This window comes from Thioalkalivibrio sp. AKL10 (assembly GCF_000381845.1).
In the GTDB taxonomy this organism is placed as follows: Bacteria; Pseudomonadota; Gammaproteobacteria; order Ectothiorhodospirales; family Ectothiorhodospiraceae; genus Thioalkalivibrio; species Thioalkalivibrio versutus.
This window is the reverse complement of sequence record NZ_KB907147.1, coordinates 31550-47578: the sequence shown is the minus strand read 5'-3', so window position 1 is coordinate 47578 and position 16029 is coordinate 31550. Positions and strand designations below refer to the sequence as shown.

The following is a 16029-nucleotide window of genomic DNA, read 5'->3' as shown; positions in this document are numbered from 1 at the left end:
GCTCACTCCTCCTGCCGCTCGTCGCGAGCGGACCAGCGTTCGTAAAGGTCCACGGCGATCGCGTAGAGCATCACCGTGACGATGGGAAATATCGACGCGAACGCGATCAGACCGAAGCCGTCGATCAGTACGTTGCGATCCTCCAGGTGCGTCGCCAGGCCGATCCCCAGAGCCGTCACCAGGGGCACAGTCACCTCGGAGGTGGTCACCCCGCCAAGATCGAAGGCCAGTGCCACGATCTGCTTGGGCGCCAGGATCGTGAGCACGATCACCAGCAGGTAGCCGCCCATGATGTAGTGGTGGATGGAGTCCCCCGCCAGAATGCGGTGCACTCCGATGGTGATGCCAATGGCCACGCCCAGCGCCACCAGGATGCGGATTACATTGCCGCGCAACGAACCGCGAGCGGCCTCCTCGGCCTTCTGGCCAATCGCGATCAGCGCCGGTTCCGCCATGGTGGTCGCGAACCCGATGGAAAAGGCGAACAAATAGACCCACACGAACAGTTCGTTGGTAATCAACTGCTCGGCCATGCTCTCGCCGATCGGGAACAGGCCCAGCTTCAGCCCCACCACGAAGGCATAAAGCCCCAGCACCACCAACACGAAACCGAACATCACCCGCGGCAGATACGGGATGCGCTTGCGCAGCACGAAATACTGGAACACCACGATCACCGCGATGATCGGTGCCACGTCACGCAGCATCAGCAACAGGTCCATGCCCATCGCGGACAGCCAGTGCCGCTCGCCTGCGCCTGGCACATCGGTTCCCGGATCCATGGCCGCTGTCTCGGCGCCGGTTGGAGCCGCGATCTCCGCTCCTGTAAACACGATGATCCCGTAGATCTGCACCGTGATCATCGGCACCATCACCGCCAGCGCCACCAGCCCGAAGCCGTCGCGCAGCGGGTTACGCCCGCTTATGGAGGCCGCCAGCCCCAGGCCCAGTGCCGCCACGAGCGGCACCGTCACGATGTTCGTGGTCACCCCGCCCGAGTCGTAAGCCAGGCCCACGATCTCCTCGGGGGCGAAGAAGGTCACCAGCACCACCAGCACATATCCGGTCAGGATGTACCAGTGCAGCGGATGTCCGAGCACCGTGCGCAGGATCCCCAGCGCCACCACGGCCCCTACCGAAAGCGCGACAATCAGCCGCAGCACCATGCCCTCGATACGGCCGTCGCTGATCACCTCCGCCTGCTCCGCCACCGCGATCAGTGCCGGCTCCGCGATCACCGTCGCAAACCCGAGCGTAAAGCCGAAGGCCATCAGCAACAGCAACGATCCCCGCCGCGCCAGTGCGTTGGACAGGTTCTTGCCGATGGGGAAGATCCCCATCTCCAGGCCCTGCAGGAACAAAGCTACGCCGAACACCACGATGGCCAGGCCCACCACCATCGACAGCAGGCCATCCGGCACCGTGCGCAGCACCAGCGCCTGGAACACCGCCACCACGATCACGATCGGAGCGAGGTTGCGTGCCGCATGACCCAGGGTGTGGAGAAAATTCATGCGCTCCCTAACCGAGGCGCCGCCCCGGAATCAATCGCAAGTGTAATGGTCCTACGCTGCATGGAATCCCTGCAGATACCCTATCGCGCTGTAGTCATCGGCGCCACGGGCGGCCTCGGTGCCGCGTTTGTCGACCACCTGGAGAACGACCCGAACTGCGAACGCGTGGTCGGCCTCGGACGCCAAAGCACCCCGTCCGTGGACCTGCTCGACGAGGCCAGTATCGAACACGCCGCCGCCTGGCTGCGAGACCAGGCACCCGAGTGGGACCTGATCCTCGACGCCACCGGGATCCTGACCATCGACGGCCACGGCCCGGAGAAGCGCCTGCGCGATCTCGACCCGACGATCATGGGCCGTGCCTTCGCCATCAACGCCATCGGCCCTGCATTACTGTTCAAGCACCTGGCACCCCTGCTCCCGCGGGGCCGCAAGGGCATCCTGGCCACCCTCTCGGCCCGGGTGGGCTCCATCGAAGACAACCACCTGGGCGGCTGGGTGAGTTATCGCGCCTCCAAGGCCGCGCTCAACCAGATCGTGCGGACCACGGCCCTGGAACTACGCTTCAGCCATCGCCATGCGCTGGTGATTGCGCTTCAGCCTGGCACCTGCGACACCCGTCTATCGGAGCCGTACCGGTCACGCGCCCCGGAGGTCCTCAGTCCCGAATACGCAAGCGAACGTCTGCTCGGTGTCCTGGACCATCTGGAGGCCGACCAGTCCGGCAGCTTCCACGACTTCGAGGGCCAGCGCCTGCCTTTCTGAACGCTCACCCGCCACAACCATAATCTGCATCAACAACCGCTAATACCGATGGCGGGATAGTGCCTGCGAACATACACCGATTCGGAGGCTCGACATGCAACGTTCCACCACCCTGCGCGCTCTGACCCTGGCCGGCCTGCTGGCCCCCGCGGCCATGATCCCGGCCCACGCGACCGCTGCCAACGCCGATGTCTCCGCTGGCGACTGGCTGCTGCGCGGCGGCCTGACCTACATCTCGCCCAAATCCGACAACGGTGACTTGATCAACGGAGCCCATAGCGTAGACGTCGGCTCCAGCACCCGCCCCACTGGCACGGCAACGTACATGTTCACCGACAATTTCGGCTTGGAGTAGTTGCTGGTTGGTATCCCGTTCAAGCATGACATCGCCCTAGAAGGGTCCAGCGTCGGCAGCACGCGCCATCTCCCGCCGACGCTCAGCGCGCAATACCACTTCAACACCGGCACGGCTTACCGCCCTTACCTGGGCGCAGGCATCAACTACACCTACTTCTTCGACGAAGACACGGAGAGCTCCCTTGGGGAGGATATCGACCTCGGTGATTCCTGGGGTATCGCGCTGCAAGCTGGTATCGACCTGGCCGTAACTGACAGCTGGTTCGTCAACGCCGAGGTGCGCTGGATCGAGATCGAGAGCACCCCGCGCCTGAACGGGGAGCGCATCGGCACGGTCGAGATCGATCCCTGGACCTTCGGGATGAACGTCGGCTACCGCTTCTGAGGCTAGCCACGACCGTCTGACGCCGGCCTAGCCGCCGACGTCTCCGACGAGGCCGAGGACCCGCGCAATGCGGTCCTCGGCCTCTTGCGTTTCCAGCCCGCGCGATTTCGGGGCACCCCAAACGGGGCCGGGCCAGGCCGGGTCCCTCTCGCAGCGCGCTACATGATGCAGGTGCAGCTGCTCCACGATATTGCCAAGCTTGGCCACGTTCAGCGCCTTCGGGGCGAAGGCTCGCTCCATCGCCCGCGCCAGCGCACCGGACTCGCGCGCCAGCTGGATGGCATCCTCGGGGGCCAGTTGATGCAGTTCGCGCACATCGGCGCGACGCGGCACCAGGATGAACCAGGGATAGTCGTGATGATCCATCAACCGCAGCCGCGAGAGTGGCCACTCGGCCACAGCCCAGGTATCGGCCTCCAGGCGTGAATCCAGCAGAAATTCATTCGTCATCATCAAACTCCTGCCATATTCCCGGCCGGGACCAGAGGCCGGTCTGCCATTCGCCGTTCGCGCCGGGCAACAGGTAACTGTAGTGGGATCGATGCCGCAATGCGGCCAACACCTCGCGCCGTGTATCCGCATCCGCCCCGCTGATCACAATCAACCGGGAATCCGGTACGGCCCAGGCCCGCGCACCCGGACCGATCTCGCCTGCATTCGCCAGTGCGACCGGGTCGCTCGGCAAGTCATGCCGCCCCAGCCAGCCGGCCACGGAGGAATGCGAGCCCAGCACGATCCGCATGCCTTCTGCGTCGTCCGCGGAGCCCGGCACTCGACCCAGCCAGGGGGCGACCTCGGAGGGTTCCGCATCCTCCAGCGCCACCACCCGGGCTTCCGGGTCCAGCGCCCCCTGACGCAGGATGGCGGGCGACTCATCCGCTGCCAGATGGCGGAACATTCGCCAGTCGGGGTCGATGGCAATGGCCAGGGGACGGCTGGAGGTCTCCAGCGAAACCCCCTTCTCTGCCGCATTCAGCTCGACCCAATGCGTCTCGCGGCCGTTCTCGGTTTCCAGCTCCAGCGGCACATACAGCTCCCAAGGGGCCTGCTCGTCGCGTTGTTGCAGCCGGCCCTGTACTCGCCAACCGTCTCCCCGCGCCTCGCGGCGCTGTCCCGTCAGTTCCAGCGCAGGCGCGCCAGCGCGCTCTACCCACTGGGAAAAGAAGGGCCGCAGGTCTTCATCCGTCGTTCCGTCGAACGCCCCGATCACGGCGTCCCAGTCCGCCTCGCGAAAGCGCCATTCGTCGTACAGGGCCCGCGCACCCGACAGCAGCGCCTCGCGCCCGATTCGATCCTCCAGCATTCGCCACAGCATCGCGCCGCGGTGATAGCCGGCGATGCGAGCCGCCCCGGAATTTCCACCCCGGAAGCTCCCGTGCGCGCGATCTTCCCCGGCCGGCAAGGCCGCGTAATCGCGCAGCCACTGGCCCCGTTCGTCCCGCCCTTCGCCGCGGTCACGCTTGAACTGATAGTCGGCCATGTAGGTCGTCAGCCCTTCCGACCAGTTGCCTGCGGAATAATCCACGTACGCCCCGGTTCCCCACCAGGCGTGCAGGACCTCGTGGCCCAGCGAGGTGTGCGGAATGAATGGCAGCGGAATCACACGCTCCCCCAACAACGTAAAGCCGGAAAACGCCAGCCCCACGGGCTGCGTACTCGCGGCGATCGTGAAGGTCGCAAACGGGTACGGGCCGATCTCGCCATTGAAGCGCTGCAGGTATTTGGCCGCCTGCTCGCGATAGGTCTCCCCGAATCGCTCCTCGAGGCCGACCGGAAACAGGGTGCGTACCTCCACATCTCCAACCCGCAGCTCGGCCGACTCCCAGGGGCCGGTAGCGATCGCCAGGGCGCGACCAGCGGGGTGCTCGAACGTGGCATGGTATTCGTCACCCCGGCGCTCCTCGGCCACGCGGGAACCGGAAGCCACCCCGAGATGGCCACCAAGGCTCTTCAATTCGATCCGCACAGCGTGGGGCTCGGCATCGGGACGGCGCGGATACCAGTCGGCGCCCGGCGGCAGATACCCGCCGTCCGGGCCCAGATATCCGCCCCCGGGACGTGCCTGGTCCGGTGCCGAAAGACGCGCCCCATAGCGGATCGCCAAAGGCCCGTCATCCGCACCCGGCTCGCGCGCCAGTTCCAGCCAACCATCCTCGCTGCGGTCGAACTCGACTACCTGCCCGCCAAGCGTCACCGCATCCACGGCAATGCCCGGATCCAGCCGGAACCGGCGCAGCGAGGCCGGATCGATCCGGGCCGGATCCGCCTCGAACCGCCCCTCCAGCCGCGCCTGGCTGGGATCCAGTTCCACCTCCAGTGTCACACCATCGTATGGCGTGTCGGCCGAAGCCGCTCCACTGGCCAGCCACAAGGCAACACTGCACACCCACAACCCCGGGCGCATGCGTCAGTCCTCGCGCGGAAAGCGTGCCACGCGCTCAAGCCGCTCGCCCTCACGCTCGATCTGCAGTGGCAGCCACATGCCCGGTGGCGTCGCTTGCACCACGCGTTGCAGATCGCCAGCGGCACGGATGGTCTGTTCGCCTGCCCGCAAAACACGATCTCCAGCCTCCAGGCCGGCCGCCTCACCAACCGACCCCTCCTGCACACGCAGGATGCGAATCCCCGGCGCGTCATCGGACTCCAGGTGCACGCCCAGCATCAAACTCGAGCGTTCAAAACGCTCGTCGTGTGGCACGCCGAAGACGGCGTCCGCAAGCGCCGGATCGCTATCCGCACAACCCCCGGGCTCGCGCGGCAACAACACCGCGGCCTCGGTCACGCCCAGATCCGCAAGTTGATGCGGCACCCCATAGCCGTATTCCAGGTGCCCGGAGCCAATGATCGCGACCACCAGTGGCGGCGTATCGCCGCCCGCCTTGATGCGCGCCGCAATCCCGCCGGCCATCATCCGATCCCACGCCAACTGCGTCGCGATAAACCGTTCCGAATCCGGTCCCATGCCCGCTGGGTGACGTTCCAGCACGGCCTCAAGATAGTCACGGTAGCCCTGGCTCGCCGCGGCCGGGGCCGACACCCCATCGCGCGTATCGGCATCCACGGTATCCCAGCCCTCGTGACCCAGACGCTGGATATACTCCCGTTCCAGGTTCAGCGCCAGCAGCGGCACGTCGTGAATCCGGGCAAAGTGCAGGATCGGCCAGTACAACTCCGGGTCGAAACCCCAGTGCTCGTACCAACCGCTCTTCTCCAGGAATGCCTCCGGGTCCAGCTCGCCCGCGACCCAGGCATCCAGCACCGGCTGCCTGGAGCGGGGCAGCATCTCCAGCCCGATCACCATGTCCGGGCGCTGACCATGCAGCGCAGAAAGCGTGCCCAACTGCCAGCGATGATGATCCATCCGGTCGTGGCGCTCGCCCAGCAACACCACCTCGCGGGTGGCAAGGTCGGCATACAGCTCGGCGGCATCCAGCGGCTCGCCCGCCGGCGTGGACCACGCCCCCGGAGCCGGACAATCACTACCCGCCTTCACGGTACCCCCCAACAAGGCCGCGAGCAGGCCAACCGCGCCCACCCATGTCCCAACCCGAAAACCCGCCTGCATGCAGTACTCCTCGTTGCGAACCCACTACGCGCGGGACCATTTTCCAACGCCCACTCTTCCACGAACCCGGAGACCGGGTACCGGCACGGCCAAACTATCCAGAAGACCCTGCGGCGCCTCCAGCGTTCCCCCGAGACCTCCGCTCGGTTAGCCTGAAAGGATGAGCACACCCCCGCAAAACCCACGCCACCTGGCCTGGCTGGATCAGACCATCGGTGTCCTGCGATCTCTGATCATCTATCGCCGCCCCGGACGCCAGCGCGGACTACAGCATATGTATGCCCCGTTTATTCAGTCCGGGGATCTGGTGTTCGACATCGGAGCCCATGTCGGCGACCGCACCCGCGCCTTCGCCGATCTTGGCGCGCGTGTGGTCGCACTGGAACCGCAACCGCAGCTCCTGCCCTGGCTGCGCCGCGCGGTGCGCGGGCGCCCGGGCATCTCGATTCGGCGCGAGGTGGCCGGGCCACGTCCTGGTACCGCACAGCTGCAGGTCAGCCGACGTCACCCGACCGTCTCCTCCGCCTCGCGTTCCTGGGTGCGATCACTGCGCACTCGCAACCGCAGCTTTGAACACGTACGCTGGGACGAAGAGATCGTGGTGCCCATGGTCACCCTCGACCAGCTCATCGCCGAATACGGGCCTCCAGCATTCTGCAAGATCGATGTGGAGGGCATGGAGGCCGAGGTTCTGCGCGGCCTGAGCCACCCCATCTCCGCCCTGTCCTTCGAGTTCGTGGCCGGCGCGCTGGACGTCACCCGCGACTGCCTCGACCAGCTGGCGGAACTGGGCACGTACGAATACAACCTGATCCGCGGCGAACGCCGCCAGTATCACTTCGCCGACTGGCAATCCGCCGCAGCGATCCTTGCCTGGCTGGAGCGACACGGCGAAAACCTGGGTTCGGGCGACCTGTACGCCCGCCGACACGATGCTTGATGGGGTCGCCTTGACGGAACCAGTGCGAGCGGCAAGGCTGAGCCTATGAACTCCGACAACCTCCCCTGGTGGCAACACCACACGAGCGACGGGATCGCCGCGCTCGCCGCCCGCGATGCCGTCGCGATCCTGCCCCTCTCGGCCATCGAACAACACGGCCCCCACCTGCCGCTGGATACCGACTACCGCATCGGGCTGGGCCTGCTGCAGGCCGCCTGCGAGACCATGCCGGAGGACCTTCCGCTCACGGTCCTGCCGCCGGTGGCGATCGCAACCAGTACCGAACATACCGGCTTCCCCGGCACCCTGAGCCTGCAGCCCGAAACCGCATTGGCCACCTTGCGGGACATCGGCGACAGCGTGTCCCGCAGCGGCCTGCGGCGCCTGCTGCTCGTCAACAGTCATGGCGGCAATACCGCGATCTGCGACCTCGCGGCCCTGGAGTTGCGCCGCGCCCACGGCATGCTTGTGGTCAAGCATCACTACTTCACCCAGCCCCCGCCGGACGCGTCCCGCATCGCGCCCGACGAGCTTCGCCACGGCCTGCACGGCGGCTTGATCGAGACCGCGATGATGCGGTTCCTCGCTCCGGAGCACGTGCGCATGGAATCGGCCCTGGACGCGCCTTCACTGGGCGCGGCGCTAGCAGAAAAGCTGGAAGTCCTGGAACCCGAAGGGCGCGCCGCCTTCGCCTGGATGGCGGGTGACCTCCACCCGACCGGTGTCGTCGGGGATGCCCGCGGCGCAACCGCCGAGTTGGGACAGCAATTAGTGGAGCACTACGCTCGCACCCTGGCCGCGACGATCCGCGACGCCGCGCGGTTCGACCTGATGCATCTCGCGCCCTGAGAGGGAGCGAGGTGCGTCAGCCGCGCTCGGCCTCCGAGGCCAGCAGCTCCTGGAGCCAGTGGCCGCCACGGTCGGCCTTGGTGCTGAGGTAGCGCAAGTTGTGCGGATTCAGCTTGCCATGCACCGGCTCGCGTGCCACCACGTCGATGCCACCGGCACGCAGGGCATCCATTTTTCCGGGATTGTTGGTCAATAGCCGCACGCTGTCGATGCCGAGGAACTCCAGCATCTCCACCGCCGCGTCGTAGCGCCGGCCATCGGCCTCGAAACCCAGCTGGCAATCGGAATCGATGGTATCCAGTCCGGCCGTCTGCATGGTATAGGCGCGCAACTTGTTGGCGAGTCCAATACCACGACCCTCCTGCGCGAGATACAACAGGACGCCGCCGCCCGAGTCATTGATGGTTTTCACGCCCTGGCGCAGCTGATCACCGCAGTCGCAGCGGAGGCTGCCGAACAGATCCCCGGTCAGACAGGCCGAGTGCAGCCGGACCGGAACCGCATCCGGCCAGTCACGGGGCTCCCCTATCAGTACCGCGACGTGCTCCAGGATCCCGTTGCCCTCGCGGAACAGCATAAACCGGGTCACCGGCGCGTCCGCCAGCGGCACCGGGGCCTCACTGACATAGGCCAGTTCCAGGCGCGGGTGCTTGGCCACCGCGCGCGCCTCCTGCTCGTCGACGTCGAGGAACATGCCGTCCGCCAGCGCCGTGCGAATGGCCTCCGGCACCGGCTCGGGGACCGGCGCGGCCACCACCGCCGGCAACAGACGCCCCGCACGCACAAGCTCCAGGGCCGCGACCTCTGCGGGAAGCGCACGAACCACCGTGGGCTGCCCAATCGCGGCGTACGGGTGGGTGGTCTCGTTCGAGGCCTCCGGGGCGCTGGCCAGTGTAAACAGGGCCTCGGGATCGGTATTCGGAGCGAATTCCAGGGCGACACCTTCCCAGCCTTCCTGCAGCGGCTGGGACCAGCCCATTGCAGAGGCGCGGTGCGCGGTTAGAATCAGTCGAGGCGCGGACCCGGTCATGTGGGTCAGGCGATCCAGCAACACAGGGGTCAGCCCCTCGACGGCCGCAACGAGTACACTCGACTGCGAACCACTCACCAGGACCGGATGGCCCCGGCGAAGATCAAAGATCCCGCGATCGGCGTTGTGCATCGGGTGCTTCCATACGGAGTTTTGTTTATGACCAGCCCGCAAACCGCGAATTCCCCGGAGGCGGCTCCCGGCTTGGCCAGGCAGGTCGAAGACGGCGTTAGCCTACCCCAACTCGCTACTTGCGGTCCCGTAACCCCGGGGATTGCGGCATGACGGCCTATCCGGTAACCGAGGAGCAGGCCTGGCGCTGGCTGCTGGCACAGCGGGCCGATCCCGGGTGCTGCCCCCTGCCCGGCCCCCTGGCACCGGGTGCCCACGAGCTGCTGGATCTCTACGGCCCGATCGTCGAGGCCCCCAGCATCACCGTGGCCCAGCTCGGCCAGAGCCTGGACGGGCGCATTGCCACCGCGAGCGGCAAGTCGCACTACGTCACCGGCCCCGAGGATATCGAGCGCCTGCATCGCCTGCGGGCCCTGGTCGATGCCGTGATCGTCGGCGCCGGCACGGTCGTGGCCGACGACCCTCGCCTGACCGTGCGCAAGACCGAGGGCCCCAACCCGGTCCGCGTGATCCTGGACCCCGATGGCCGCATTCCCGCTGATGCCCATGTCTTTCGCAATGCCGAGGTCCGGACCATTGTCCTGCACGCAGCCGGGTATGGACCCTGCGGCCTGCCCGAGCATGTCGAATGCCTGGAGATGCCCACCGGGGCCGACGACCGCTTCGACCCCGCCAGGATCCGCGGCCAACTCGCGGAGATGGGCCTGCATCGCCTGCTGGTCGAAGGCGGCGGCCAGACGGTCTCGCGCTTTCTCGAGGCCGACACTCTGGACCGGCTGCACCTGACCATCGCACCCATGCTGATCGGCTCTGGGCGTCCGGGTGTAACCCTGCCGGAGATCGATTCGCTGGATCAGGCGTTGCGCCCGCCTTGCCGTATCTTCCGCCTCGGCGGCGACACCCTCTTCGACCTGGACCTGCGCAGCAAGCCCTGACCCGACCCAGATTCGCTCTTCGCCATCGCGTCACGCGCGATGGCGGGGTGCCTCAAACCAGGTTGTCGCGGATCGCGCGGGAGACCGCGTCCAGCTCCGCCGGGACCTTGGCTGGCTGAATCACGCTCTGGGCGATGGCCGTATCCGGGTCCTTCAGGCCGTTGCCCGTGAGGGTGCACACCACAGTGGAGCCTTCCTGGATCTTGCCCTCGCGGATGTCGCGTAGCGCACCCGCCAGCGACGCGGCAGAAGCCGGCTCGCAGAACACGCCTTCCTTTTCCGCCAGGAGCTTCTGCGCAGCCAGAATCTCGTCGTCCTGGCACTCGTCGAACCAACCGCCGGATTCCTCGCGGACCTTCCACGCCATGTCCCAGGACTGCGGATGGCCGATACGGATCGCGGTCGCCACGGTGTCCGGGTTATCGACCATCGCCCCCCGCATGAAGGGTGCGGATCCCGCCGCCTGATAGCCGACCATGTGCGGACGGTTACCCACCATGCCGCCACCGGCATACTTGCAGTGGCCCTTGCAATAGGAACAGGCTTCGGTCACGTCGTCGCTGCTCTTGGCCGCCATCTCGCTGTACCCGATCCAGTGCGCGGTGATGTTCCCCGCGTTGCCCACCGGCAGGCAGTGGTAGTCCGGGGCACGGCCCAGTTCCTCGACGATCTCGAAGGCGGCCGTCTTCTGGCCCTGCAGGCGATACGGGTTCACCGAGTTCACCAGCGTCACCGGCGTATTGGAGGCAACCTCCTTGACCAGACGCATGCCGTCGTCGAAGTTGCCCTCGATCTGGATCACCGTGGCGCCGTGCATCATCGCCTGGGCGAGCTTGCCCAGGGCGATCTTGCCGTCCGGGATCACCACGAACGCGGTAATGCCCGCACGCGCCGCATACGCGGCGGCAGCGGCCGAGGTGTTGCCGGTGGAGGCGCAGACAATCGCCCGCGAGCCCTCCTCGATGGCCTTGGTCACGGCCATGGTCATCCCCCGGTCCTTGAACGATCCGGTCGGATTCAGCCCCTCGAACTTGACGTAGATCTCGACCTCGCGCGTGAGCTCGCGCGGGATGTTGTTCAGACGGATCAAGGGCGTGTTGCCCTCGCCCAGCGAGATGATGCGCGTGTCGTCGTGTACCGGCAGGCGGTCACGGTAGCGCTCGATCAGTCCGGTATAGCGATGTCCAAAGGCCATGGTGTTCTCTTCGTCGTTGCGAAAGGGATAGAGCGCCAACTAGCGCGCCAGTCCTTCCATGCGGATACGGGTAATCGGGGTCAACAGATGATCCAGGGCCTCGATCGCGGCAATTGCCTCGTTCATCGCGCCCTCGCGAACCTTGTGCGTCAGCATGATGATCGTGGCCTCGCCGCGCTCCGGGTCCGGCTCGCGCTGCAGGATCGCCTCGATGCTGATGCCGTGCTCGCCCAGGATCCGGGTAATGTCGGCCAGTACGCCGGGGCGGTCCTGGGTGCGCAGGCGCAGGTAGAAGGAGGTCTCCACCTCGGCAAGATCCAGCACCGGTTTGTCCGACAGGGCATCCGGCTGGAAGGCCAGATGCGGCACGCGGTTCTCCGGATCCGTGGTCAGGGCGCGCACCACGTCGACCAGATCGGCCACCACTGCGGAGGCGGTCGCCTCGGCCCCGGCGCCGGCGCCGTAGTACAGCGTCGGGCCGACCGCATCCGCGTTCACCAGTACGGCGTTCATCACGCCGTCGACGTTCGCGATCAGCCGGCGCTCCGGGATCAGCGTCGGATGCACCCGCAGTTCGTAGCCCTTCGGCGTCCGCCGGGCGATCCCGAGGTGCTTGATGCGATAGCCCAGTTCCGCGGCGAAGCCGACATCCTCGCGGGTGATATCGCTGATCCCCTCCACCGCGACACGGTCGAACTGGAGCGGGATGCCGAAGGCGATCGAGGCCAGGATCGCCAGCTTGTGCGCGGCGTCGATCCCCTCCACGTCAAAGGTCGGATCGGCCTCGGCATAGCCCAGTGCCTGGGCCTCGGCCAGCACGTCCTCGAAGTCGCGACCCTTGTCGCGCATCTCGCTGAGGATGAAGTTTCCGGTTCCGTTGATGATCCCGGCCAGCCACTCGATCTGGTTGCCGGCGAGACCCTCGCGGATGGCCTTGATGATCGGGATGCCACCGGCGACTGCCGCCTCGAAGGCCACCATCACGCCCTTCTCCTGGGCGCGTTCGAAGATCGCGTTGCCATGCAGCGCGATCAGGGCCTTGTTGGCGGTGACCACGTGCTTGCCCGCGTCAATCGCGGCCAGTACCAGGCTCAGGGCGAGATCCGTCCCGCCCATCAGTTCGACGACAACCTCGACCTCCGGATCGTTGACGACCTCGGCCGGATCGGTCGTCAGGCGGATCTGCGAGCAATCGCATTCGCGCTCGCGCTGGATGTCGCGCGCGGCGGCCGCCACGACCTGAATGTCGCGACCCGCGCGGCGAGCGATCTCGGTGCCGTTGCGCGCGAGCACGTTGATCGTCCCGCAGCCGACAGTTCCCAGTCCCAGAATTCCGATCTTTACCGGCGTCATAGCCTTGCTGTCCTTGACGTCGGGCACCAGCGGCGCCCCGTGTTCATTGCGTTGAGGGTCTGCGGCGCTCGAACTAGCTGCCCGAACCCGGATTTTCCTCGGAGGCGTCGGCCAGGATCGAGTCCGCGCGGAACATCGCCTTGATCCCGCGCAGGGCCTGACGCGTACGCTGTTCGTTCTCGATCAGGCTGAAGCGCACGTGGTCGTCTCCGTAGTTGCCGAAACCCACCCCCGGCGAGACCGCCACCTTGGCGTCGCTCAGCATCTTCTTGGCGAACTCCAGCGAGCCCATCTCGCGGTAGGGCTCGGGGATCGGCGCCCAGACGAACATGGTCGCCTTCGGCTTCTCGACCTGCCAACCGAGCTTGTTCAGCCCCTCGCAGAGGACATCACGGCGCACCCGGTAGAGCTCGCGAATCTCCTCCACGCAGTCCTGCGGGCCCTCCAGCGCCGCGATCGCAGCGACCTGGATCGGCGTGAAGGTGCCGTAGTCCAGATACGACTTGATCCGCGCCAGCGCCGCGACCAGGGTCGCGTTGCCGCACATGAAGCCCACGCGCCAGCCCGGCATGTTGTAGGTCTTGGACAGGGTGTAGAACTCCACCGCAATGTCCTTCGCCCCCGGCACCTCGAAGATCGAAGGCGCCTTGTAGCCGTCAAAACTGATCTCGGCATAGGCCAGGTCGTGCACGATCCAGATGCCATGTTCCTTGCAGATCGCCACGACCCGCTCGAAGAACTCCCGATCCACGCACTGGGTGGTCGGATTCGCCGGGAAGTTGAGGATCAGCATCTTCGGCTTCGGCCAGGAGTCCTGGATCGCCCGCTCCAGCTCGGCGAAGAAGTCGACATCCGGCGTCAACGGCACATGGCGCACATCCGCGCCGGCAATCACACAACCATAGGGATGAATCGGATAGGCCGGATTCGGCACCAGCACCGCATCGCCCGGCCCCAGGGTCGCCAGCGCAAGGTGCGCCAGGCCTTCCTTGGAACCAATGGTCACGATCGCCTCGGTCTCCGGGTCCAGATCGACGTCGAACCGGGTCTTGTACCAGCGCGTGATCGCGCGGCGCAGCCGCGGGATGCCCTTGGATACGGAATAGCGGTGGGTATCGCCGCGTTGCGCCGCCTCGCACAGCTTGTCCACGATGTGCTGCGGCGTCGGCTGGTCCGGGTTGCCCATGCCGAAGTCGATGATGTCCTCGCCGCGGGCGCGGGCCTCGGCCTTCAACTGGTTCACGATGTTGAAGACGTAGGGCGGGAGGCGCTCGATACGGGGAAAGACGTCGGTCACGGATTCTGGGTCCTGGTTGGGGCCTTGGGGATCGCTTTGCAGGGCCAAAACGGCCCCTCCGGATGCCGCACCGGAAAGCGCGCCAAAGTATAACCCGGGCCCCCGGCTGTCAACGAACCGAGGTTCGGACACCCCGCCGGACGGGGATGGAATCTTGAGCCTTTCGCGGGCTCGGAGTAGCGTAAAGGGATGCTGTTTTCCGAAGTCACCAGCGAAGACTCCTACATCGTGACCGGCTATGAGTCGGGGCGCGTCGGAATCAACCAGATTGCGCACAGCCGCAGCCTGATCGTGCGCCCGCACGAACTGCGCACCGACTGGCCAGTCGACTCGGTCGAACAACTGGGCGTGGATCACCTGCAAGCAATACTGGACGCGCCGCCCGAGGTCCTGCTAATCGGCACCGGTACGGTCCAGCAATTCCCGGACCGCGCGGTCTGGCGTCATCTGCGCTCGCAGGGCCTGGGGGTGGAAATCATGGATACCGCGGCCGCCTGCCGCACGTACAACCTGATCATGGCCGAGGGCCGCGACGTCGCCGCTGCCCTGATCATCAACGGATAAGCGACACGTCATCCTCCAGCAAAGTGGAGGGCACGGGCGCTTTCCGGCAACCCGCTCAGGAACTCGGCAGGACCTCGTCACCCTTCATTCCACGCGACTCCAGCAGCTTCCGCAGCCGCTTCAGCGCATCCATCTGAATCTGCCGCACCCGCTCCCGGGTCACGCCGATCTCCGCCCCGACCTGCTCCAGGGTCGAGCGCTCGAAACCGTGCAGCCCGAACCGGCGCACCAGCACCTCGCGCTGTTTGTGGTCCAGTTCTTCCAGCCAGGCATCCACCAGATGATGAAGATCCTGATCCTCCAGCAAAGTGGAGGGCTCGGGCGCATTCACGTCGGCAAGGATATCGGCCAGCGAGCGATCGCCGTCCGGGCCCGACGGCAAATCCATCGAGGTGGAGGGTTCGGACATCGCGCGCAGCTTCTGGATCTCCGCCACCGGCCGGCCCAGGCGCTCCGCCAGCTCTTCCTCGGTGGGGTCGCGGCCCAGTTCCTGCGTCAGGTTGCGCGCAATCCGCGCGTGCATGCGCAACTCCTTGCTCACATGCACCGGAATGCGGATGGTCCGCCCCTGATTCATCAGGGCCCGTTCGATGGTCTGGCGGATCCACCAGGTGGCGTAGGTGGAAAAACGAAAGCCGCGCTCCGGGTCGAATTTTTCCACCGAGTGCATGAGGCCGAGATTGCCCTCCTCGATCAGGTCAAGCAGCGGCAGACCCCGGTTCAGGTAGCGACGGGCGATCTTGACCACCAACCGAAGATTGCACTCGATCATGCGCCGGCGGCCACTCTCATCTCCCTCGCGCGCCAGACGCGCGTACTTGCGCTCTTCCTCGGGGGTCAGCAGCGGGCGGTATTCGATATCGCGCAGGTAGATCTGGATCGCATCCAGTTCCGCGGGACGGGCGTCGCGCAGGGTTTTCGGCCGTACCGGAGCGCCTTCTTCCGGTTTCAAGCCGGCGGTGACGTCGGGTAGCACCGCCTCCGAGACGTCTTCCGGATCTTCGGATTCCTCGATCTTTTCGACCGGATGGGCCAGATCCTCGGGCACCTGGGTCGCCTCCTCCGGATCCGGATCGTGGGTCTGGTTGTCGTTGTGCAGTTCCGGAGCGGCCGGTTGCCGGGTCTTGGCCATGTAGTGTCCTGCTCTC

The 16029-nt window shown here is 66.3% G+C and carries 14 protein-coding genes and 1 pseudogene; 6 read left to right on the top strand and 9 right to left on the bottom strand.

Translation table 11 applies throughout. The features are described 5' to 3' along the window. Positions 1-2 precede the first annotated feature (2 nt). A complete protein-coding gene (locus G333_RS0113925; protein WP_019628725.1) occupies positions 3-1514 on the bottom strand; it encodes a DUF1538 domain-containing protein in 1512 nt (503 codons plus the stop codon). 60 nt (positions 1515-1574) lie between these two features. On the opposite strand from G333_RS0113925, the gene G333_RS0113920 reads away from it, so the two are divergent. Beyond that, entirely contained in the window at positions 1575-2279 is a 705-nt protein-coding gene (locus G333_RS0113920) for an SDR family NAD(P)-dependent oxidoreductase (protein ID WP_019611664.1), read from the top strand. A 94-nt stretch (positions 2280-2373) separates the two neighbouring features. After that, positions 2374-3021: pseudogene (locus tag G333_RS14405) on the top strand (OmpW family protein). Between the two features lie 27 nt (positions 3022-3048). Here G333_RS14405 and G333_RS0113910 read toward each other — a convergent pair. Genes G333_RS0113910 through G333_RS0113900 form a run of 3 tightly spaced genes read right to left on the bottom strand, consistent with a single transcriptional unit; the run spans position 3049 to position 6586 of the window. Beyond that, complete coding sequence (locus G333_RS0113910) at positions 3049-3471, bottom strand: HIT domain-containing protein (protein WP_019628722.1); 423 nt, start codon at positions 3469-3471, stop codon at positions 3049-3051. Beyond that, positions 3461-5425, bottom strand: coding sequence for a M1 family metallopeptidase (locus tag G333_RS0113905; protein WP_026340973.1), 1965 nt, complete (start codon positions 5423-5425; stop codon positions 3461-3463). The genes G333_RS0113910 and G333_RS0113905 overlap by 11 nt, the downstream gene beginning before the upstream one ends. A 3-nt stretch (positions 5426-5428) precedes the next feature. Next, on the bottom strand, positions 5429-6586 hold the full coding sequence (locus G333_RS0113900) for a ChaN family lipoprotein (protein ID WP_019628720.1): 1158 nt from the start codon (positions 6584-6586) through the stop codon (positions 5429-5431). Between the two features lie 160 nt (positions 6587-6746). Between G333_RS0113900 and G333_RS0113895 the strand changes: the two genes are divergently transcribed. Beyond that, on the top strand, positions 6747-7526 hold the full coding sequence (locus G333_RS0113895; protein WP_019628719.1) for an FkbM family methyltransferase: 780 nt from the start codon (positions 6747-6749) through the stop codon (positions 7524-7526). A 45-nt stretch (positions 7527-7571) separates the two neighbouring features. Further along, entirely contained in the window at positions 7572-8375 is an 804-nt protein-coding gene (locus G333_RS0113890; RefSeq protein WP_019628718.1) for a creatininase family protein, read from the top strand. A gap of 16 nt (positions 8376-8391) precedes the next feature. Here the strand turns inward: G333_RS0113890 and ribA are convergent, their stop codons facing one another. Next, positions 8392-9537, bottom strand: coding sequence for a GTP cyclohydrolase II RibA (gene ribA / locus G333_RS0113885; RefSeq protein ID WP_019568336.1), 1146 nt, complete (start codon positions 9535-9537; stop codon positions 8392-8394). 149 nt (positions 9538-9686) lie between these two features. Here ribA and G333_RS0113880 point away from each other — a divergent pair, with 149 nt between their 5' ends. Further along, complete coding sequence (locus G333_RS0113880) at positions 9687-10472, top strand: RibD family protein (RefSeq protein ID WP_018145809.1); 786 nt, start codon at positions 9687-9689, stop codon at positions 10470-10472. A gap of 52 nt (positions 10473-10524) precedes the next feature. Here the strand turns inward: G333_RS0113880 and thrC are convergent, their stop codons facing one another. From thrC to alaC, 3 genes are all read right to left on the bottom strand, one after another. Then, a complete protein-coding gene (gene thrC / locus G333_RS0113875; protein ID WP_026289478.1) occupies positions 10525-11667 on the bottom strand; it encodes a threonine synthase in 1143 nt (380 codons plus the stop codon). Between the two features lie 39 nt (positions 11668-11706). Further along, positions 11707-13020, bottom strand: a complete 1314-nt coding sequence (locus G333_RS0113870; protein WP_018145811.1) for a homoserine dehydrogenase — start codon at positions 13018-13020, stop codon at positions 11707-11709. A gap of 73 nt (positions 13021-13093) precedes the next feature. After that, positions 13094-14317 (bottom strand): alanine transaminase, encoded by a 1224-nt coding sequence (gene alaC / locus G333_RS0113865; RefSeq protein WP_018937712.1) that lies wholly within the window; start codon positions 14315-14317, stop codon positions 13094-13096. Positions 14318-14506: 189 nt separating this feature from the next. On the opposite strand from alaC, the gene G333_RS0113860 reads away from it, so the two are divergent. Then, complete coding sequence (locus G333_RS0113860; RefSeq protein WP_018145813.1) at positions 14507-14881, top strand: Mth938-like domain-containing protein; 375 nt, start codon at positions 14507-14509, stop codon at positions 14879-14881. 55 nt (positions 14882-14936) lie between these two features. Here G333_RS0113860 and rpoS read toward each other — a convergent pair whose 3' ends face one another. Next, positions 14937-16013, bottom strand: a complete 1077-nt coding sequence (gene rpoS, locus G333_RS0113855; protein ID WP_018650210.1) for an RNA polymerase sigma factor RpoS — start codon at positions 16011-16013, stop codon at positions 14937-14939. Positions 16014-16029 lie beyond the last annotated feature (16 nt).